Genomic DNA, 18,789 nt, shown 5'->3' with positions numbered 1-18,789 from the left:
TTCTCCTGGGATTCTCTCGACGAATTTCGCATGACAAACAGAATTCTAATTGACAAATATGTAAAATAAAATGACTGTTGATGTGGCCGGCTCTTAACTCAGCGCGCCTGGCGCGTCGGGGGTAAGGCGCCGGGAGTGCGGCTTCGCAATTCTACGGGCAGCATTGTCCAAGGTGTGCGCGACATGCCGGGAATCGCCGGATGGCGCGTTCGTTCCGGTCGCAAGTCTACGGGGTCAGGCCCTGGGAAATCTGGGCCGAAAGGAATTCTGAATTGTTTCGGAAATTGACATGACATTTACGACGACAAGAAATTTCGGCAACTGGATAGATGGAAGCTGGCGTCAGGCGTCAGGGCCCGAAATCGAGCGGCGCAATCCAAGCAATGGCACTCTGGTCTCGCGATTTCGCGATTCTACGGAAGCCGATGTCGACATGGCGGTTTTGTCCGCAAAAAAAGCGTTCAGGACGAAATGGGCCGGTGCGACCGGAGCCGAGCGTTCGGCAGTGCTCGCGAGAGCGGCCGATATCATCTGGCGTCGTGCGGATGAACTGGCTTTTTTCGAAATGGCTGAAAGCGGCAAGCCCGCAAAGCAGGCCCGCGTCGAGATAGAGCGCTCTTCCATGCTTTGGGACTATGCGGCAACGCAGGCGCGCTCCATCACAGGCGATAGTTTTGGCCAGCTCGGCGACTGTTATTTTGCGGCGACCGTGCGTGCGCCGCTCGGTGTCGCCGCCATCATCACGCCTTGGAACTTCCCGTTTCTGATCATCAGCCAGAAATTGCCATTCGCGCTTGCCGCCGGCTGCGCCGCGGTGGTCAAGCCAAGCGAACTGACCAGCGCGACGACTTTGCTGCTCGGCGAAATCCTCCAAGAGGCGGGCCTGCCGGACGGCGTCCTCAACATCGTCGCCGGGTCTGGTGCGACCTGTGGGGATCTGCTCTTGCATCATCCCGGCATCGACATGATCTCGTTTACCGGCTCCACCAAAGTGGGCAAGCATGCCATGCGTGTCGGTGCTGACGGCATGAAAAAGGTGTCGTTGGAATTGGGTGGAAAGAACGCGCACATCGTTATGGCGGATGCCGATCTGGACGATGCGCTGGATGCCGCTTTGCACGGAGCATTTCTCAATGCAGGTCAATCCTGCAACCAGGGCAGCAGACTTCTGCTCCAGTCCTCCATCGCGGCGGAATTCACGCGGAAATTCGTCGATTGCGCCGCGCGAGTGACAGTGGGTGATACGCAGGCTGACGGCATGCTGCTCGGCCCGATCATCAACAAGGATCAGTACAACAAGATCGTCGACTACATCGCCGTCGGCAAGGCAGAGGGCGCGACACTGGCGCTGGGCGGCACACATCGCGAAGAGAATGGCGGGTATTTCATCGACCCTACGGTCTTCACCGGCGTGCGACCGCATATGCGCATAGCGCGAGAAGAGATTTTCGGGCCGGTCGTATCGATCCTCGAATTCGAGACACTGGCGGATGCAATCGCTTTGGCAAACGAGTCCGTCTACGGCCTGTCCGCCGGCATCTGGACCGGAAATGTGTCGCACGCGATGAAGGCAGTGCAATCGCTCAACGCTGGCACAGTATGGGTCAACACCTATCTCGACGGCCCCGCCGAGCTTCCTTTCGGCGGTGTGGGCGAAAGCGGCATCGGTCGTGAAGTCGGCAAGCTTGGCGTCGAGGAATTCACAGATATTAAAACAGTCCAGATACGCAGCGGCGGCTATTCCCGGCGCTGGATTGGACAGGCGATTGAGGCTCCCAATGCCTGACACGACGATCAAGCCCGAATATGACTACATCGTTGTCGGCGGCGGATCGGCCGGCTGTGTCGTTGCCTCCCGCCTGAGCGAAAATCCTGACGTGACGGTGCTGCTGCTGGAAGCCGGCGCCAGGAACGATACCCCGCTGGTGCGCTGGCCGGCCGGTTATTCCCGCTTGCAAGGCAACAAGGTTCGCTGGGAATGGTCAACGGTTCCGCAGAAGCACCTCAACAACCGGAAGCTTCTGTTTCCGCAAGGCAAGCTCCTCGGCGGCGGCAGTTCGGTCAACTCGATGGTGTACATCAGAGGCAACCGGAAAGACTACGATTCCTGGCTTGAGCAGGGTAACGAAGGCTGGGGCTATGACGATCTGCTGCCCTATTTCCGCCGCTCGGAAGATAATGAGCGGTTTGCCGACGCCTTCCACGGCACCAATGGGCCGATGGGGGTTTCGGACCAGCGCCTGCCCATAGATCTGACACGGAAATTCGTCCGCGCGGCCCAGGAGGCGGGGTTCAATCACAACCCGGATTTCAATGGGCGCGATCAGTATGGCGTCGGCTACTATCAGGTGACGCAGCGGGCCGTTCGCCGCAGCAGCACGGCAGCCGCCTTCATCTACCCAAACCTGTCACGGCCAAACCTGACCGTGGTGACGGAAACGCGGGTCACCAGGATTGACGTTGAGCATGGCAGGGCACGGTCAGTCACCTATCTCGCGCCAGGTTCAAACCGCGCCGCGATTGTTCGAGCCGGCAGTGAGATAATCGTTTCCGCCGGCGCGATCAATTCGCCGAAACTACTGCTGCTTTCAGGGATTGGACCTGCTTCGGAACTGCGCCACATAGGCGTGGAGACGGTCATTGACCTTCCAGGTGTTGGCAAAAACCTCCAGGACCACATGGATGTATATTGCTGCGTCAGCCTGAAGGAGCGCGCGTCTTACAACGGTCATGACCGGGGCCCGATGGCCGCCTGGCACGGCCTGCAGTTCCTGATGTTTGGAACCGGCCCGCTCACCAGCAATGTGTGCGAGGGCGGCGCATTTGTCAGCACAACAGGCGACAATGGCTGGCCCGACATCCAGATGCATTTCCTGCCGGCCTATGTAATCGATCATGGCCGCGTGCGCGTTGCCGGGCATGGCATGACATTGAACACCGCCTATCTTCGCCCGGAGAGCCGCGGCCAGGTGACGCTGGCATCGACAGATCCCATGGACGATCCGCTTATTGACCCGGATTTCCTGTCCAATCCGAATGATCTGCGCCACAGCATCGAAGGCTTCAAGCTGGCGCGGGAAATCCTGTCGCAGCCGAGTTTCACCAGACTTTACAAGGCGGAGCATCTGCCCGGCAAAGATGTGCGCTCAGACCAGCAAATCACCGAATACATAAGGCAATGGTCCAAGACCGATTTCCATCCGGCAGGTACCTGCAAGATGGGAAGCGACGATATGGCGGTCGTTGATAAGGACCTGAAGGTGCGTGGCGTCGACGCCCTGCGGGTCATAGACGCGTCGATCATGCCGACGCTTGTCAGCGGCAATACCAATGCCCCCTCCATCATGATCGGAGAGCGCGGCGCGGATGCCATCCTGGGAAGGCGGGAACAGACGACACAGCCGTCGATAGAAATCGGACACGCTGCTCAGGTACTCCGTCAGCGTGGATTGAGAGGGCGACTGTGAGCCAATCCCGCCCCTTGATCCTTCATATGTTTCACACCGCGCCTGCGCTGGTCGCGGTGTTCGACGGCCTTGCGACGGAGTTCGGCGCGGGAATAGCGCTGAAGCATACGGTGCGGGAGGATCTACTGAAGTCCGCGATCGAGTGCGGCAGCGCTACGCCCGAAATCATAGCCGCTGCCGCCGAAGCCATGCTGGCTGAGTTCCGGCTGGGGGCCGATGCCGTGATTTGCACCTGCTCCACGATCGGGGCAGCCGCCGATGTCGCCAACTCGACGTCGGGCAAGCCTGTGTTGCGCATCGACCGGCCCATGGCTCGCGAAAGCGTCAGGACTGCGAGCCGCATTCTGGTCCTGGCGACGCTCGGCACCACGATTGCTCCGACCGCTGCGCTTATCGAGGCGGAAGCCAGGGTCGCAGGCCGTCAGCCCGATATCGATTCCGTCGTGCTCGACAGAGCGAGACAGCTTTTTCTGAGCGGCAACATCGATTCTTATCTCGACGCGGTGGCGCAGGGCATCGCCGCAGCCACTCTCGACGCCGACGTGGTTGTGCTGGCACAGGCCTCGATGGCTGCCGCATTGCCCCTCGTCGGCAAGACCGAGGTTCCGATCCTGACCAGTCCCCGCATCGGGTTCATCGGTGCGCTCCGGGATCTCGAGCCCGGCGGCGCATGGGGAGCTTAGACAACATGAAGGCTTCCAATAAAATGATCGACTTGCGCAGCGACACGGTCACCACTCCGACCCCCGAAATGATCGAGGCGATGTCGCGCGCCGAGCTCGGGGACGATTTCTTCCGCGACGATCCGACCGTGCTCGACTTCGAGGCGGAAGTCGCGGATCTGCTCGGGGTCGAGAGTGCGATGCTGGTGATCAGCGGCACGATGGGAAACGTCGTATCAGCCATGGCGCTGGCGCCACGCGGAACCTCGATCATCCTGGAGGCGGCCGCGCATATCCACATCAAGGAAAGCGGGTGGCCGTCGACGATTGCCGGTCTGACACCACGCCCCATCCAGGGAATAGGCGGCATGATCTCCCCGACGGCGCTCGCGGACGCGATCGCTGTGGGGCAGTCGCGGCTGAGCGCACCTGCAAGCTTGCTGTGCCTGGAAAACACTCACAATGCGGCTGGCGGCAGGGTGATGAGCCCGGAGGATCTCGCGGTTCTGGCTGGCATCGCCCATGAGAGCGGCCTTAATGTCCATCTCGATGGTGCGCGAATCTTCAATGCCGCCATATCCCTTGGCAGACCGGTCAGCGATTTCGTTCAGCCTGTCGACACGACCACATTCTGCCTGTGCAAGGGCTTGAGTTGCCCGCTCGGTGCGGTCGTTGCTGCGAGTTCCGAGATCATCGAGCAGACCCGGCGTTGGCGGCAGATTCTTGGGGGTGGCATGCGTCAGGCTGGGGTGATAGCCGCGGCCGGGCGGGTCGCACTGCGAACGATGGTAGATCGCCTCGCGGAAGATCACCAGAACGCAAAACTTCTGGCCACACGATTGAGGGACGCGGGCCTGGATGTCGATCCATCCGCCGTCGATACCAACATCGTGTTCGTCAATCTGCCCCAAAGTGAGTTCGACGTGGACTACCTGCATTCCGAATTGCTCGAAAGCGGCTTGCGCATCTCGCCGGTAAAGGAAGGGCGCTTGCGCCTCCTGACGCACCGGGAGGTTACACAGCGCGACGCTCTAGTGGCCTCCGACCTCATCGCCAAGTCTTGCGGCTCGGCGCGAGGTCGACAGTCGTCTGGCGTGAACAAAGCCGGCGTGGACGCGATTTACTAGAAGCGGGCATCGCTGCCTCCATTTCACGAATTTCGGTCTCGCGGAGTACCTCATGCTTCTGGGTGTCATCGCCGACGATTTTACCGGCGCGAGCGATATCGCCAACACGATCGCCAAGGGCCTTCCCGGCCAGGGCGGGCTCAAGACGTCCCAATTTCTCGGCGTTCCGGTGCGGGATGCCAAGCCCGACATCGAGGCCGGCGTCATTTCGCTGAAGACCAGATCCGTCCCGACCAAGGAGGCTATCGATCAGTCGTTGGCGGCCGTTGCGTGGTTGCGGAAACAGGGATGTGAGCAGTTCGTGTTCAAATACTGCTCTACCTTCGATTCCACGCCGGAGGGCAACATAGGGCCGGTCGCCGAGGCGATCGCAGAGGCGCTTGCCGTCAGGGGCGTCGTCGCCTGTCCTGCGTTTCCGACAGCTGGCAGAACAGTCTATCAGGGCCATCTGTTTGTCGGAGGTCGGCTTCTTCATGAATCGGGCATGCAGCATCATCCCTTGAACCCGATGACCGATCCGGACCTGAGACGTTGGCTCCAGCAACAGTGCGCAAGCCCGGTTGGTCATATCGCCTGGCCTGCGGTCAAGGCGGGCGGAGACGCGGTCGCGCATGCGCTCAGGGCGTCGGCGACAAGCGGAGAGGTGCTGGCGATCGTCGACGCTATCGACGATGCGGATTTGCTTGCGATAGGCGCCGCCGTCCGGGACAGCCCGTTTGTAACCGGCGGATCGGGTATAGCCCTCGGCCTGCCCGCCAATTTCATAGCACAGGAAAAGGCTTCGGGCGCGCTGCCCGAGAAGTCGAGCGTCGACGGTCCCGAGGCGATCCTTGCCGGCAGTTGCTCCACCGCGACGCGCGGCCAGATCGACTTCCACCTTCAGTCGCATCCCGGTCTCGCTGTAGCGGTCGACGACGTGATGGCCGGCACGATGACCAAGCGGGATATCGTGGCATTCACCTTGGCAAATATAGGGCGCGAGCCCATCGCCTACTCATCCGCAACGCCGGCCGACGTGGAAGCGGCGCAAGCCCGGTACGGTCGGCGGGCGGTCGCCGATAGACTGGATCGATTGTTTGCCGATGCCGCCCGCGACCTCGTCGATTCCGGGGTCAGGCGGCTGGTCGTCGCTGGCGGTGAAACCTCCGGTGCGGTCGTCAGCGCGCTGGCAGTCGAGAGCGTCGCGATTGGCATGGAAATCGATCCAGGCGTGCCTGTGCTTTCCGTGGCAGCGCCGGTTTCCATGGCGCTCGCGCTAAAATCCGGCAACTTCGGATCGCGCGACTTCTTTTCCAAGGCACTTCAACGAATGGCGGGACGATGACTAGCGAAGAACAGGTTCGGGCCAACATTGTCAGGCTGTCAAAGTCGCTTTTCGACCGCGGGTTTTCCGTCGGGTCGGCGGGGAACATTTCCTGCGCGGTGGAAGACGGCATTCTCATCACTCCTACCAATTCTTCGCTGGGATCCCTCGACGCAGACAGGATTTCCAAGATCGGCCGGGATGGGCGCCACATATCCGGCGACAAACCGTCAAAGGAGGTCTTCCTGCACCGCGCCTTTTACGAAAGCCGGCCGGCGACTGGCGCAGTCGTCCATCTCCATTCGACCTACTGCACGGCGCTCTCGTGCCTGGCCGATGTCGACGCCGACGATTGTATTCCTCCGCTGACGCCTTACGTCATCATGAGGGTCGGGCAGGTCCCGATTCTTCCCTATGTCAGGCCCGGCGACCAAAAGGCAGGCAAGTTGATCGATGATCTGGGGGGGAAATATGCCGCCGTCCTGCTCGCCAATCATGGGCCTGTCGTCGCGGGTAGGGATCTGGAATCCGCAGTATTCGCCGCCGAAGAGCTGGAAGAGACGGCCAAACTGCTCATCGTGCTGCGATCGATGAAGTTGCGTTATCTTACCGACGCCCAGGTCGAGGAACTGGGGACGGTCTTTGGAAAGCCGTAGTGGACGATGGCTGCAGCTGGCAGCGCAATCAGCCCTGCAAGATGGCGTCCACTCCCGTTTTGGCCAGATCGATGTCTTCCTGCGTGGAAAGACCGCTGACGGCGACGGCCCCGACCACCTTTCCATCGATAATGACAGGAAGTCCGCCGCCAAAGCCGGTGTAACGGCTGTCGCCATAGGAACCCATGTCAAAGCCCGCGCCCGGCGCTCTTGCTGCCTGCCCGACATCCATCGAGGGCCGGCGCTCGCGTGCGGCGGTCCATGCCTTATTGGCTGCAATCAGGATGGATGGATAGGGTGCACCGTCGAGGCGAGACAGGGCGATCAATTCACCCTGCTGATCCACCACGGCGATGACTGCGCATTTGCCATCGGCCAGGATTGAATCAGAGATCACCCTGACGGCGCGCTCCGCGTCGGCGTGGCCAAGTGTAGAAATGGTCAGCATGATGCGGTCACCCAGATTCAGGTCTGTTCTATCGAAATCGTTCGTCCCGTCGCTGCCGATTCGGCTACCGCCTTTGCCAGCTTCAGGCTCCAGACGCCATCGTCGCCAGACGAGGAGGGTTTGCCGCTGTTTTGGATGGCCGCGATGAAATCGGAGATGCCCCTGTCATAGGTCACTTTCAGTTCCAGTGGAATTTCGCGGTCGCCGTCCTTCGTGCGCAGGATCACACGGCCGCCGGGCGCTTGGGACATGACGTCGATGCCCAGGATGCTGCCCTTGCTGCCATGAACTTCCACGCCACGCGGTCCGTGACCGACAACAAAGCTGTCATGGCATTGCACGAGGATGTCGCCCGGAAATTCCCAGACAGACATCACGCTGTCCTCGATGCGTTTCGGGCCTGCTCCCGAAGTCGCGGCGATGGCCGCTATCCTGATTGGGTTGGCGCCAAGGTAAAAACGAAGCAGGTCTCCGTTGTGAACGGTAATGTCATAGATCACGCCACCGCCAGCAGCCTTGTCGTGCAGTCGCCAGGTCTTCAGGCTGTCTGGAAGTTCCCCAGCGTGGAAGACGCGGATCGAATTCACATTTCCAATCGCGCCTTGGTCGATCAGGCTCTTGATGGCTCGGTGGCTCTCCATGTTTCGAAGATGGTGGTTGGTCGCCAGAACGACTCCCTTATCTTGAGCCGCATCCACGATCTTCTGGGCATCCGCGATCTCAAGGGCCAAGGGTTTCTCGCACAGCACGTGCTTGCCAGCCTCAATTGCGGCCAAGGCGTCCGGCACGTGCCGCTCGTTGGTCGTGCTTATATAGACGGCGGTTATCTCAGGGTCCGCAAGCATGGACTCGACTGACGCATAGCTGGCGGCAATAGCCTTATCGCTGGCGAAGGCCTTGGCCCTGTCCAAATCCGAACTGACAATCGCCTTTACCTTCCCGGACGGATGTTTCCTGATGGAATCCACCATCCACTCGCGTGCGATCGTGCTTGCGCCGATCAGGCCCCAGACAACGGTATCGGCCATCCTGTTTCCTTTCCTGTTGATTTTCCGCCGAGCCGCAGCTCTGTGTCGTGGCTCGCCTACGCAATTGTCTGACAACGGATTGATTTGTCAACAAGCCTCACAGAAAACAGGCGACCCAGGAAATCAAGATTCTGGCGTTATCTCATAATTTTCAGCATGTTAATGGGCTTTATGTGCTGTCCGTCGCCAAAAATTTGCGCCTGAGGCTATTTTGGTGAGCCACAATTGTTGACAGATATGTAAAATATACACATCATGGTCAGACATTTGTCGCCAACTGGAGGGTGCGGCTCGCTGGTGCGATGCGAGCACATTGACCGAGCCGATAGAAAGTCGGGCTAGAACTGCAAACATCCCGATCGGCAATTCCTGTATCGACGAAACACAATGTCGTCTGCTGCAGGCGCTGAATGGATTGATTTGATCGAAAATTGTCAGAAAACTAAACAGGGGAATTCAGATGATCACACGTAGTCTTGTCATTGCTTCTATCATGTTGTCGGCATCCTCAACGATGTCGCTTGCTGGGGGAGAAAATGTTGAAGTCATGCACTACTGGACCAGCGGCAGCGAGGCGGCAGGTCTGGACGTATTGAAACAGTTGCTCGAGAAGCGCGGCGTCTCATGGTCGGATTCTCCGGTTGCCGGGGGTACCGGAATGAACATGGTGCAGGTCCTGCGTGCGCGTATCGCGTCCGATACCGCGCCGTCAGCTGCGCAGATGCATGCGCAGCAGGTTCAGGCCTGGGCTGCAGAGGGTGTGCTTACCGATCTCAGCGACCTGGCCAAAAAAGAGGACTGGGCCAAGATCATCGCTCCGGAGCTGGTGCCGCTCATATCGTACAACGGCAAGTCCGTCGCTGTGCCGGTCAATGTCCATCGGTCGAACTGGCTCTGGTACAACAAGAAGGTTTTCGACAAGGCCGGCGTCCAGCCGCCAACCACCTGGGACGAATTCAATCAGGTCTCCGAGAAGCTGCTGGCCGCAGGCGTGACGCCATTGGCGCTTGGCGGCCAGCCTTGGCAGGAAGCCGATCTGTTCGAGAACGTTGTGCTTGGCCTGGGCGGTGCTGACTTCTACCGCAAGGCGCTGATTGAGCAGGATCAGGAAGCGATCAAGAGCGAAACGATGGTCAAGGTGTTCGACCAGCTTCGCGTCATGAACAAATTCGTCGACAAGAACTACCCCGGCCGCGACTGGAACCTGGCGACCCAGATGGTGATCAAGGGCGAAGCCGGCATGCAGATCATGGGCGATTGGGCAAAGGGCGAATTGTCGCTCGCCAAGATGGAGCCGAATGTCGACTATGGCTGCTCGCCGGCGCCCGGCACCAAGGGCGACTATGTCTGGCTTACCGACAATTTCGGCTTCTTCACGACGAAGGATGAAAACCGCGTCAAGGGCCAGATCGAGATGGCGTCCGCGATTCTCGACAAGGATTTCCAGGAGGCTTTCAACATCAAGAAGGGGTCGATCCCGTCCCGTGTGGACGTTTCGATGGACAAGTTCGATTTCTGCGGCAAAGCGGCTTATGCCGATCGCGCCGAGGCACAGAAGACGAACACGTCGCTGCCGTCGCTTACGCACAATGCTGCGACAGGAGCCACCAAGACCGGCGTCTTCCTCGATGTGGTCTCGACCTTCTTCGAAACGCCCACGATGACCTCGCAGCAGGCGATCGATCAGCTCGTGGCCGGGTTGAAGTCGGCCGAGTAACAGCATTCGAGCCGAGGCAGCGCCCCCGAACCGGAGTTTCGGGGGCGCTGCCTCAACGACTTCGCAGATCGCGCCGCATGCCCGCTCGCCGCACCGCGGGGACGCTATCCGGAACATGCAGAAAGGCCATACCGTGGCGATGAGTTTTCCCGATGCCGGCGCTCTCGCCGACCATAGCGAGCCAAAGTCCGATCTTCGGCTGTGGCTGGCCAAGAACGCATCTCAACTGGCGCTGGCTCCATCGGTGGTAATCGTGCTGGTTGTCATCTACGGCTTCATGGTTTGGACCGGCGTGATCTCGCTTACTGCGTCCAAAATGCTGCCCAACTACAGCTTTGTCGGATTGGCCCAGTACGGTCGTCTCTGGTCTAACCCGATATGGCAGATCGCTGTGTCCAACATCTTCATATTCGGCTTTCTGTTCATTGGTTTCTCGACGGCAATCGGCCTCGCTCTGGCGATCCTGATCGACCAGAAAATCCGCGCGGAAGGCTTCCTCAGGACCGTCTATCTCTACCCGATGGCATTGTCCTTTATCGTCACAGGGACGGCTTGGAAGTGGATCCTCAATCCAGGTCTCGGATTGGAGCGTATGCTCCATATGTGGGGCTGGGAAAGCTTCAGGTTCGACTGGCTGGTCAATACCGAATACGCGATCTACACCCTGGTCATCGCCGGTGTGTGGCAGTCTTCGGGCTTTGTAATGGCCCTGTTTCTGGCGGCGTTGCGCGGCATCGATGAGGATCTTGTCAAAGCTGCAAGGCTCGACGGGGCAGGGGCGACGCAAATCTATCGGCGCATCATCATACCTCAGCTTGGACCGACCTTCATGACCGTGGGCGTCATCCTGATGCAACAAGCCGTGAAGAGCTTCGACCTCGTCGTCGCACTGACGTCAGGCGGCCCTGGAAACAGCACCAATCTGCCAGCGACCTTCATGTACACGCAGACATTCGGGCGTGATCAAATGGCGGTGGGTGCCGCGAGCGCCATCATGATCCTCATGACCGTGGCCGCTATCGTCGTTCCCTATCTCTATATCGACATCAGGAACAACCGCAATGAGCGCTGATGCCATCATTCTGCAGCGCGGCGCGTCGCATCAAGTCGCCCGCATCTTCATCTATGTTTGCCTCATCCTCTTCGCAGCCGTCTATCTTATGCCGCTGCTGGTCGTGGTCCTGACTTCGGTGAAGGACCTTGACGATATCCGCAACGGATCGATCCTGTCGCTTCCGCAGCGTGTTACCTTTGAGCCTTGGCGCCAGGCGTGGTCCGAGGCCTGCATAGGATTGCGCTGCGCGGGCCTCAGGGACTTCTTTATCAACTCCGTGGCGATGATCGTTCCTTCCGTGGCGATTTCCACGGCGGTTGGAGCGATCAATGGCTACGCACTGACGCAGTGGAAATTCCGCGGCGCGGATCTGATTTTCGCAATCCTGCTGTTCGGCGTGTTCATTCCATTCCAGATCATCCTGATTCCGATGGCGCGAACCCTGGGCGCTATCGGCGTCGCCAACACCATGGTCGGACTCATAATGGTCCACGTGGTTTACGGCATCCCTTTCACCACCTTGTTCTTCCGGAATTTTTTCCTTTCGCTGCCGTCGGATCTGGTTAAGGCGGCGCGGGTCGACGGCGCCGGTTTCTATCAGACCCTCTGGCGCGTCATCCTGCCGATTTCGATACCCTGTTTCGTCGTGTCGATCATCTGGCAGTTCACCAACATCTGGAACGATTTCATTTTCGGGACGACCTTTACGTCTGGTGAAAATGTTCCGGTCACGGTGGCGCTAAACAATGTCGTGAACACGACGACGGGCGTCAAAGCCTACAACGTCGATATGGCTTCCGTGGTCATGACCGCGCTGCCTACTTTGGCGATATATGTCTTCGCGGGCAGATACTTCCTGCGCGGTCTCATGGCCGGTTCGATCAAGGGATAACGAGAGGACTGGTCGGTGGTCGCGGCTAGGCATGGAGCCTGGAAGTTGTTGAAATGGAGCTTGGGTGTGAGGCCTAGCATCAAATTGCGCGACCTACAGCAATACCTTTTGTACGAGACCAACGTGCAAGCGATAGCGACGCGCTTGGTGGACAAATGGGGTTCTGCGAGGGCTCAGACGCGGGCTCAGGCAGTGGCGCGACGCTCTGCCGGAACGCGAGCGAAAATCGCCTGGGATATCGCTATGTCGGTCAGGGACTGCAATCGCCTGGATATTTACTATCACTGACAGGGCGCGATTGAACTCGTCAACCGGCGGTCGCCCTTCGATGCCCCAGGTTTCAATTGTCGAAGCGTGCGAGAGACGTCCTCCCGGCCTACCAAAGTATTGCGCTTGCGATCGGAAAATGCGCTATTTAGGGTGGTGACGGTACTTTTCGGGATGGCTTAGACCCGCAGTCGGGTGCCGTGGGATGAGGAAATTGTCCGATTGGCCCCGATAGTTGATGAAACCTCAAAATATTTTTTGCGGCGATTTTCCGTTTAAAATCAAAAGCGTAACTTTTTGACGGTCCATAGGGCGGCGTTGTGCGTCGCAAACAAGAAAAAACCCAGCTAGATCAAAGACCTAGCTGGGTTAAAAACAATTGAGTGGGAATGACGGGACCACTCAGACGCCGCCGAACATACGTCAATCTGCGGCCGCGTCCCTTCGACAGCGGACATCGCCAAACAGCGACCATTTAGCCTGGGAAGATAGTGAAACCGCCATCGACGCGGATGACCTGGCCGTTGATGAAGCGCGCGCGCGGACCGGCGAGAAAGGCCACTGCCTCGGCGATTTCTTCCGGCTCCGCATAGCGGTTCAGCGATTTCTTGCTCGAATCCATGCGCGTGGGATCTACCACTCGGGTCGCCTGGAACCGGGCCGTCTTGGTGGCGCCGGGGCTGACCGCATTGACACGCACGCCATCGTCAATCAGTTCTTTGGCGAGACAGCGCGTGTAATGTACGACCGCGGCCTTCAACGTCGAGTAGACGACCTCGGGTGAGACGCCGAGATGTGCTGCCGCCGACGCGATGTTGATGACGGAACCGCCGCCGCGCTGCTTCATTGGCGGCACGAAAGCCTGGCAGACCAGCATCGTGCCGATCAGATTGTTCTCCGTGAGCACGCGGATGTCTTCCAGTTCGATGTCGAGGGCGTTGTTGGGGGTCGGCTTGCCGCCCTTGGCGCCGATGTCGCCGCCGGCACAATTGACAAGCACATGCACGTCACCGAGATCGGCCTCGATCTTGCGCTTCATCTCGGCCACTGCCTTCTGGTCGCCAATGTTTCCGGTTACCGAAGTGACCCTCGTGCCATGCCGCTTCAGGCGCTCGACCACCTCGCCGAGATTGGCGAACTCGCCATATTTGGCCGGTGCTGTTTCATCCATGTCATGGATCGCGACATTGGCGCCGAGTTCCGCCAGGCGCTCGGCCATCACGCGACCAAGGCCACGACCGGAGCCGGTGACGAAGGCGGTCAATCCATCGAGTTCACGTGTCGCCATCAGATCTTCTCCACTTTCATCAAACCAAGGTTGCGCATGTTGGCGGCGCTGCGCCGGATCATGTCGAGCTCATAGGAAACGAGGGAACCGTCGTCTTCGCGCTCCCAAGGGGTACGGTAGTCAGCGTCGTCGGGTAGGCGATTGCGCTGCGCGGCCCGCAGGCAGGCGGCAAATTCGCGCGCCGTTTTCGGCGGATAGCCGTGCCACCAGTCGTCGCTGAGAAAGCGGACATGCCTCGCCTCCAATGCGCCTGGTTCCAGAACGGCGGTCATGCGATCGTGATGTTCGGCAAGAACTGCGAACAGCTGGGCAAACGGCACTGCGCCATCGCCGATGGCACAACGGATCAGCCTGTAGCCTTCGGTCGTGAATTGCACGCGGTAGTCCTTGAGGTGGACATGGCGGACATAAGGTGCGATCCGCCGCGCAAAATCGAGCGGCGCTTCGCCGACAGGGAATGTGTTGCCGGTGTCAAAAGTGACGCCGATGCCTTCGCCGCCGAGCGCGCAGAAATCGACGAGTTCCTGGCTGGTGAAGTCCTGGTGGTTTTCGATCGCAAGCACATGGCCCTCGGCAATCGCGCGGGGGCCCCATTCCTTCAATCTGTCTCGAATGGTGCCGGCGAACTCGCCCCATTTCTCGCCGGCGGCGTTGCGGTCGCCACACAGAACCGGCGTCAGCGCGGTTCGGATGATTTTCACCCTCAGCAGGCGAGCGGCTCGAAATGCCGCGTCGAGCGGTTCGCCCACCAGAAGGCCGCCGCTGACGATCGGTGTGATCCCAAGGCCTGCAAGCCTTTCGCGCAGCGCGATCACCGCGTCGTCGGAAAGCTCCGTCAGCCATGGCACCCAGATCTCCAGCACCCGCGCGCCAAGTTCGGTCGCAAGCGCGATGAAACCTTCCAGCCCTGCCGGCTTGGGATTGGCGCGTGGCGTGCCGCGGGCCTGGAGGCCGAGATGATAGGTCAGACCGTAGGGGTTCAGGCCGACCTGGAGCATGGAGCGATCCTTTGATGGGGCTGGGGTCATCGCAGACCGGCATCCACGGTGATCGACTGCTTGGTGATCATGCGGCTATCGTCGGCGGCGAGGAACAGCACCGTACGCGCGATCTCCTCGCCCAGCAGAACCCGGCGGATCATCTGGCGCTGCACCACCTGGTCGATCGACGCCTGCGTCTTGTACCAAAGCCGCCGTTGCCGGTCGGTGATGACGGCGCCCGGCTCGATGGCATTGACGCGGATGTTGTCGGGACCAAACGCCCGCGCCAGCGCGAATGTCAATCCGACCACTGCAGCCTTGGCCGTCGCATAGGGCGCCATGTCCGCCGCGCCGAAACGCCAGGCGATCGAGGAAAAATTGACGATCGAACCAAAGCCCAGTTCCTTCATGTGCGGATGCACGGCCTGGGCGGCAAAGAAGTGGTGCCTGAGGTTCACGTCCTGGGCGTGGTCCCAGTACGCCTGCGTCACGTCGATAACCGGGTGGCGATTGTCGTCGGCGGCGTTGTTGACCAGCACCGCGACAGGTCCGAGGCGGTCGCGCACCGTGCCGATCGCAGCCTGGAGGGCGGCAATATCGGTCACGTCGCAGCGCATGAACAGCGGCGGGTGCGCTGCCGTGGCGCCGAGTTCTCGCGCGAGCTCTTCGCCGGCCTCCTGCTGCAGATCGAGAAACGCGACGCGTGCGCCATTGGCGGTGAAGGCGCGAACCGTATCGGCGCCGATGCCAGACGCGCCGCCGGTAATCAGCACGACACGGTCGGCCAGGCTCGGATAGGTGGCAAAGGGCAAATGCGAACTCTCTTCAGATCAGGCGTTGGGTCAGATCAGGCGTTGGGTCGTCGGGTCGAACAGGCACGCACGCGCCATGTCGATGCCGAGGGTCACCGTCTCACCCATCCGAGGCGTACCGTCGGGATCGAAACGACCGGTGATCTCCTTGGCGCCCAGGCGCAGAACGGCCATGGTCTCCGCACCCGTCGGCTCGACCAGTTCGACCACGGCATCGATTTGCGCGATGCTTGGCTTGCGACGCTGAAGATCGGGATCAAACCGGTAGATGTGCTCCGGCCGGATGCCAAGCACGAGCTGTCGCGGCGTATTGGATGGAAGGGTCTGGACGATCGGCAGGACGGCCGTCTTGCCGTTGGCGGCCTGCAAGGCAACGCCAGGGCGACCGCCTTCCTCGCTCAGTTCGGCCGGCAGAAAATTCATCGCCGGCGATCCCATGAAGCCCGCGACGAACATGTTGGCCGGACGGTTGTAGATCGTGGCCGGCTCATCGAATTGCTGGACCGATCCCTGATGCATTACGGCGATGCGCGAGGCGAGCGTCATTGCCTCGACCTGATCGTGGGTGACGTAAACCGTCGTCTTGCCGACGCGGTGATGCAGTTTCTTGATTTCGGTACGCATGTCGACGCGCAGCTTGGCGTCGAGATTGGAGAGCGGCTCGTCGAACAGGAACAGTTTCGGATCACGCACCAGCGCCCGGCCCATCGCGACGCGCTGGCGCTGGCCGCCCGAAAGCTGTCCGGGTTTGCGCCCAAGCAACGGTTCGATCTGCAGGAACGCAGCAACCCGTTTGACCGCCTCGTCCTGTTGCGGCTTCGGTACGCGGCGGCTTTCCATGCCGAAGGTGATGTTCTCGCGCACCGTCATCGTCGGGTAAAGCGCGTAGGACTGGAACACCATGGCGATGTCGCGGTCCTTCGGTGCAACCGAATTGACCAGCCGGCCGTCGATGCGGATCTCGCCGGAGGTTACGGTTTCCAGTCCGGCGATCATCGCGAGCAATGTGGACTTGCCGCAGCCGGACGGTCCGACCAGCGCGATAAACTCACCGTTCTGCGCCTCGAGATCGATGCCCTTCAGCACCTCGACCGCGCCGTAGTTCTTGCGCAGGGATCGGATGGTCAATGTCGACATGCGATGCCTTTCTTGGCGGTCGGGGCCGTCGGCGACATCAGATAGGCTCCCGTCACTTGATCGCACCCTGGGTCAGGCCGCGGACGAAATACTTGCCACCGAAGAGATAGATCAGCAGCGGCGGCAGCGCGCCGATCAGCACGGCGGCGCTCATGACATCGTAGGCGCGTACATTCGTGCCGCTTGCCGTCAGCGCCACGAGTGCGGCCGTGATCGGCTGTTGCTGCCCGGAGGTGAAGACGACACCGAACAGATATTCGTTCCAGATGCCGGTGAACTGCCAGATCACCGTGACGATCAGGATCGGTGAGGAGAGCGGGAGAATGATCTTGCGGAAGATGCGCCAGAAGCCTGCGCCATCGATGCGTGCCGCCTTGATCAGATCGTCGGGGATGCTGACGTAGTAGTTGCGGCAGAACAGCGTGGTGAACGAAATGCCCTGGATGACATGTATGACGATGAGCCCGTAGGTCGAATTGCTGAGGCCCAGATTGCCGAGGATGAACGCCCAGGGCATCAACGAAATCTGGCCCGGAATGAAGACGCCGAGGAGCATGCAGGTGAACAGCGCTTCCGAACCCTTGAAGCGCCATTTCGACAGGATGTAACCGTTCATCGCGCCGACCGCCGTCGAGATGATCGTCGCCGGGATCGTCATTTTCAGAGAGTTGTAGAAGTTGCGCTGCATGCCCTCGCAGGTGCCGCCGATGCAATAGGTGCTCCAGGCCTGGCCCCAGGCTTCAAGGCGGAAGCTCCGTGGCAGCGAGATCAACCCGTTGCGCGCGATCTCTTGCTGGTCGCGGAATGAATTCAGCACCACGACCAACAACGGGACCAGGTAGATCGCCGCGAAGATAACCAGCAGCCCATAGATGACGAAGCGGGTGAGGAAATGCCTGCGCGCCGCAACTGTGGCAGCGTGATGATCCTGCACCTGGTCCAGCGAGACGTCAGCCATGGCCGGCCTCCTTGCGCCGGCGCCAGACCACCCAGAACGAATAGGGCACCAGCACCACGGCAAGAGCGGCAAGCATCATGATGGCCGCCGCGGCGCCTTCGCCGATCTGGCCGCGTTGGAACATCAGGTCATAGACGTAGATGGCAGGGAACGTGGTCGAGATACCCGGGCCTCCTTTCGTGAGGGCCGCCACGAGGTCGAAGGTCTTGATGGCGAACTGGATCTGGATGACGGCGACCGCCAGGAAGATCGGCGCAATCGTTGGCAGAAGCACTTTGCGATAGATGCGGAAGGTCGATGCGCCGTCGATCTGCGCGGCCTTGACGAGGTCCGAATCGACCGAACGCAGACCCGCCAGGAACAGTGCCATGGCAAAGCCCGAGGCCTGCCAGACACCGGTGATGATCACCGCATAGATTGCATAGTGTCGGTCGCTGGCGAGCGCGAAGCTGAAATTCGTCCAGCCCAATCCGCGCACCATCGCCTGGATACCGTCGGTCGGGTTATAGAGCCAACTCCAGACCGTGCCGGTGACGATGAAGGAGACGGCCAGCGGATAGAGGAAGATCGTGCGCCAGACCGCTTCGCCGCGCACACGCTGGTCGATCAGGATCGCCAGCAGCAGCCCCACGGCCATCGAACCGACGATGTAGAAACCGCTGAAGAGAAAGAGGTTGGTGTAAGCGATGTTCCAGCGCCGGTTCGCCCAGAGTGACGCGTAGTTGTCCAGACCGACGAAGCCGTAGGTCGGGAGCAGCGAGGAGTTGGAGAGCGAGATGTAGAGCGTCCAGCCGGTGAACACGAAAACGTAGACGAAGCTCGCCACAAGCGAGGGGCCGAGCACCAGCAAGGGCATCGCGGAGCCCAGCCGCTCGCGCCAGGGGCGGGCGGGCGCCGGGGTCGACAGGATCAGGTCGTGATTTGACATTTGCGGCGCGGAACTGGATGGAGGATGGCCGGGTGCGGATAGAAACTGCGCCCGGCCGTTCCTGT

At 60.3% G+C, this 18,789-nt stretch carries 17 protein-coding genes; 9 read left to right on the top strand and 8 right to left on the bottom strand.

What is annotated here, in order from left to right; all coding sequences use genetic code 11:
- Positions 1-289 precede the first annotated feature (289 nt).
- The 6 genes from JG746_RS28390 to otnC are packed head-to-tail and all read left to right on the top strand — an operon-like array spanning position 290 to position 7,215.
- Entirely contained in the window at positions 290-1,786 is a 1,497-nt protein-coding gene (locus JG746_RS28390) for an aldehyde dehydrogenase family protein (RefSeq protein WP_202355737.1), read from the top strand.
- On the top strand, positions 1,779-3,467 hold the full coding sequence (locus JG746_RS28385) for a GMC family oxidoreductase (RefSeq protein ID WP_202355736.1): 1,689 nt from the start codon (positions 1,779-1,781) through the stop codon (positions 3,465-3,467). The genes JG746_RS28390 and JG746_RS28385 overlap by 8 nt, the downstream gene beginning before the upstream one ends.
- Before the next feature lie 26 nt (positions 3,468-3,493).
- Positions 3,494-4,150, top strand: a complete 657-nt coding sequence (locus JG746_RS28380; RefSeq protein WP_202355735.1) for an aspartate/glutamate racemase family protein — start codon at positions 3,494-3,496, stop codon at positions 4,148-4,150.
- 5 nt (positions 4,151-4,155) lie between these two features.
- Positions 4,156-5,256, top strand: coding sequence for a threonine aldolase family protein (locus JG746_RS28375; RefSeq protein WP_202355734.1), 1,101 nt, complete (start codon positions 4,156-4,158; stop codon positions 5,254-5,256).
- 52 nt (positions 5,257-5,308) lie between these two features.
- Positions 5,309-6,580, top strand: coding sequence for a 3-oxo-tetronate kinase (gene otnK / locus JG746_RS28370; RefSeq protein WP_202355733.1), 1,272 nt, complete (start codon positions 5,309-5,311; stop codon positions 6,578-6,580).
- Positions 6,577-7,215, top strand: a complete 639-nt coding sequence (otnC, locus tag JG746_RS28365) for a 3-oxo-tetronate 4-phosphate decarboxylase (protein ID WP_202355732.1) — start codon at positions 6,577-6,579, stop codon at positions 7,213-7,215. Before otnK ends, otnC begins: the two co-directional genes overlap by 4 nt.
- Before the next feature lie 28 nt (positions 7,216-7,243).
- On the opposite strand, the gene JG746_RS28360 is transcribed toward otnC, so the two are convergent.
- Positions 7,244-7,663: a GlcG/HbpS family heme-binding protein gene (locus JG746_RS28360; protein ID WP_202355731.1), complete on the bottom strand. Its 420-nt coding sequence runs from the start codon at positions 7,661-7,663 to the stop codon at positions 7,244-7,246.
- 17 nt (positions 7,664-7,680) lie between these two features.
- A complete protein-coding gene (locus JG746_RS28355; protein WP_202355730.1) occupies positions 7,681-8,691 on the bottom strand; it encodes a Gfo/Idh/MocA family protein in 1,011 nt (336 codons plus the stop codon).
- Between the two features lie 547 nt (positions 8,692-9,238).
- Between JG746_RS28355 and JG746_RS28350 the strand changes: the two genes are divergently transcribed.
- The 3 genes from JG746_RS28350 (at position 9,239) to JG746_RS28340 (ending at position 12,354) form a co-directional block, all read left to right on the top strand.
- Positions 9,239-10,408 (top strand): ABC transporter substrate-binding protein, encoded by a 1,170-nt coding sequence (locus JG746_RS28350; protein WP_202355729.1) that lies wholly within the window; start codon positions 9,239-9,241, stop codon positions 10,406-10,408.
- A 139-nt stretch (positions 10,409-10,547) separates the two neighbouring features.
- Entirely contained in the window at positions 10,548-11,480 is a 933-nt protein-coding gene (locus tag JG746_RS28345; protein ID WP_202359504.1) for a carbohydrate ABC transporter permease, read from the top strand.
- Positions 11,470-12,354: a carbohydrate ABC transporter permease gene (locus tag JG746_RS28340; RefSeq protein ID WP_202355728.1), complete on the top strand. Its 885-nt coding sequence runs from the start codon at positions 11,470-11,472 to the stop codon at positions 12,352-12,354. The genes JG746_RS28345 and JG746_RS28340 overlap by 11 nt, the downstream gene beginning before the upstream one ends.
- Before the next feature lie 742 nt (positions 12,355-13,096).
- On the opposite strand, the gene JG746_RS28335 is transcribed toward JG746_RS28340, so the two are convergent.
- The 6 genes from JG746_RS28335 to JG746_RS28310 are packed head-to-tail and all read right to left on the bottom strand — an operon-like array spanning position 13,097 to position 18,724.
- Positions 13,097-13,909, bottom strand: a complete 813-nt coding sequence (locus JG746_RS28335; protein WP_202355727.1) for an SDR family NAD(P)-dependent oxidoreductase — start codon at positions 13,907-13,909, stop codon at positions 13,097-13,099.
- Complete coding sequence (locus tag JG746_RS28330; protein WP_202355726.1) at positions 13,909-14,907, bottom strand: sugar phosphate isomerase/epimerase family protein; 999 nt, start codon at positions 14,905-14,907, stop codon at positions 13,909-13,911. Before JG746_RS28330 ends, JG746_RS28335 begins: the two co-directional genes overlap by 1 nt.
- 26 nt (positions 14,908-14,933) lie before the next feature.
- On the bottom strand, positions 14,934-15,701 hold the full coding sequence (locus tag JG746_RS28325) for an SDR family NAD(P)-dependent oxidoreductase (RefSeq protein ID WP_202355725.1): 768 nt from the start codon (positions 15,699-15,701) through the stop codon (positions 14,934-14,936).
- A gap of 30 nt (positions 15,702-15,731) precedes the next feature.
- Positions 15,732-16,838: an ABC transporter ATP-binding protein gene (locus JG746_RS28320; RefSeq protein ID WP_202355724.1), complete on the bottom strand. Its 1,107-nt coding sequence runs from the start codon at positions 16,836-16,838 to the stop codon at positions 15,732-15,734.
- 52 nt (positions 16,839-16,890) lie between these two features.
- Positions 16,891-17,796: a carbohydrate ABC transporter permease gene (locus JG746_RS28315; RefSeq protein WP_202355723.1), complete on the bottom strand. Its 906-nt coding sequence runs from the start codon at positions 17,794-17,796 to the stop codon at positions 16,891-16,893.
- Positions 17,789-18,724 carry a carbohydrate ABC transporter permease gene (locus JG746_RS28310; RefSeq protein WP_202355722.1) on the bottom strand — a complete coding sequence of 312 codons (936 nt, stop codon included), beginning with the start codon at positions 18,722-18,724 and terminating at the stop codon, positions 17,789-17,791. The genes JG746_RS28315 and JG746_RS28310 overlap by 8 nt, the downstream gene beginning before the upstream one ends.
- Between the last annotated feature and the right edge of the window lie 65 nt (positions 18,725-18,789).

This window comes from Mesorhizobium sp. 113-3-3, from assembly GCF_016756495.1.
GTDB lineage: Bacteria > Pseudomonadota > Alphaproteobacteria > Rhizobiales > Rhizobiaceae > Mesorhizobium.
This window is presented reverse-complemented; position numbering and strand designations above follow the sequence as displayed.

Coding starts and splice junctions, on each gene's coding strand:
- JG746_RS28375 (WP_202355734.1), top strand. CDS start 4,156: ATGAAGGCTTCCAATAAAATGATCGACTTGCGCAGCGACACGGTCACC.
- JG746_RS28380 (WP_202355735.1), top strand. CDS start 3,494: ATGTTTCACACCGCGCCTGCGCTGGTCGCGGTGTTCGACGGCCTTGCG.
- JG746_RS28335 (WP_202355727.1), bottom strand. CDS start 13,909: ATGGCGACACGTGAACTCGATGGATTGACCGCCTTCGTCACCGGCTCC.
- otnC (WP_202355732.1), top strand. CDS start 6,577: ATGACTAGCGAAGAACAGGTTCGGGCCAACATTGTCAGGCTGTCAAAG.
- JG746_RS28360 (WP_202355731.1), bottom strand. CDS start 7,663: ATGCTGACCATTTCTACACTTGGCCACGCCGACGCGGAGCGCGCCGTC.
- JG746_RS28315 (WP_202355723.1), bottom strand. CDS start 17,796: ATGGCTGACGTCTCGCTGGACCAGGTGCAGGATCATCACGCTGCCACA.
- JG746_RS28340 (WP_202355728.1), top strand. CDS start 11,470: ATGAGCGCTGATGCCATCATTCTGCAGCGCGGCGCGTCGCATCAAGTC.
- JG746_RS28320 (WP_202355724.1), bottom strand. CDS start 16,838: ATGTCGACATTGACCATCCGATCCCTGCGCAAGAACTACGGCGCGGTC.
- JG746_RS28345 (WP_202359504.1), top strand. CDS start 10,548: ATGAGTTTTCCCGATGCCGGCGCTCTCGCCGACCATAGCGAGCCAAAG.
- JG746_RS28390 (WP_202355737.1), top strand. CDS start 290: ATGACATTTACGACGACAAGAAATTTCGGCAACTGGATAGATGGAAGC.
- JG746_RS28355 (WP_202355730.1), bottom strand. CDS start 8,691: ATGGCCGATACCGTTGTCTGGGGCCTGATCGGCGCAAGCACGATCGCA.
- JG746_RS28385 (WP_202355736.1), top strand. CDS start 1,779: ATGCCTGACACGACGATCAAGCCCGAATATGACTACATCGTTGTCGGC.
- JG746_RS28310 (WP_202355722.1), bottom strand. CDS start 18,724: ATGTCAAATCACGACCTGATCCTGTCGACCCCGGCGCCCGCCCGCCCC.
- otnK (WP_202355733.1), top strand. CDS start 5,309: ATGCTTCTGGGTGTCATCGCCGACGATTTTACCGGCGCGAGCGATATC.
- JG746_RS28330 (WP_202355726.1), bottom strand. CDS start 14,907: ATGCTCCAGGTCGGCCTGAACCCCTACGGTCTGACCTATCATCTCGGC.
- JG746_RS28350 (WP_202355729.1), top strand. CDS start 9,239: ATGCACTACTGGACCAGCGGCAGCGAGGCGGCAGGTCTGGACGTATTG.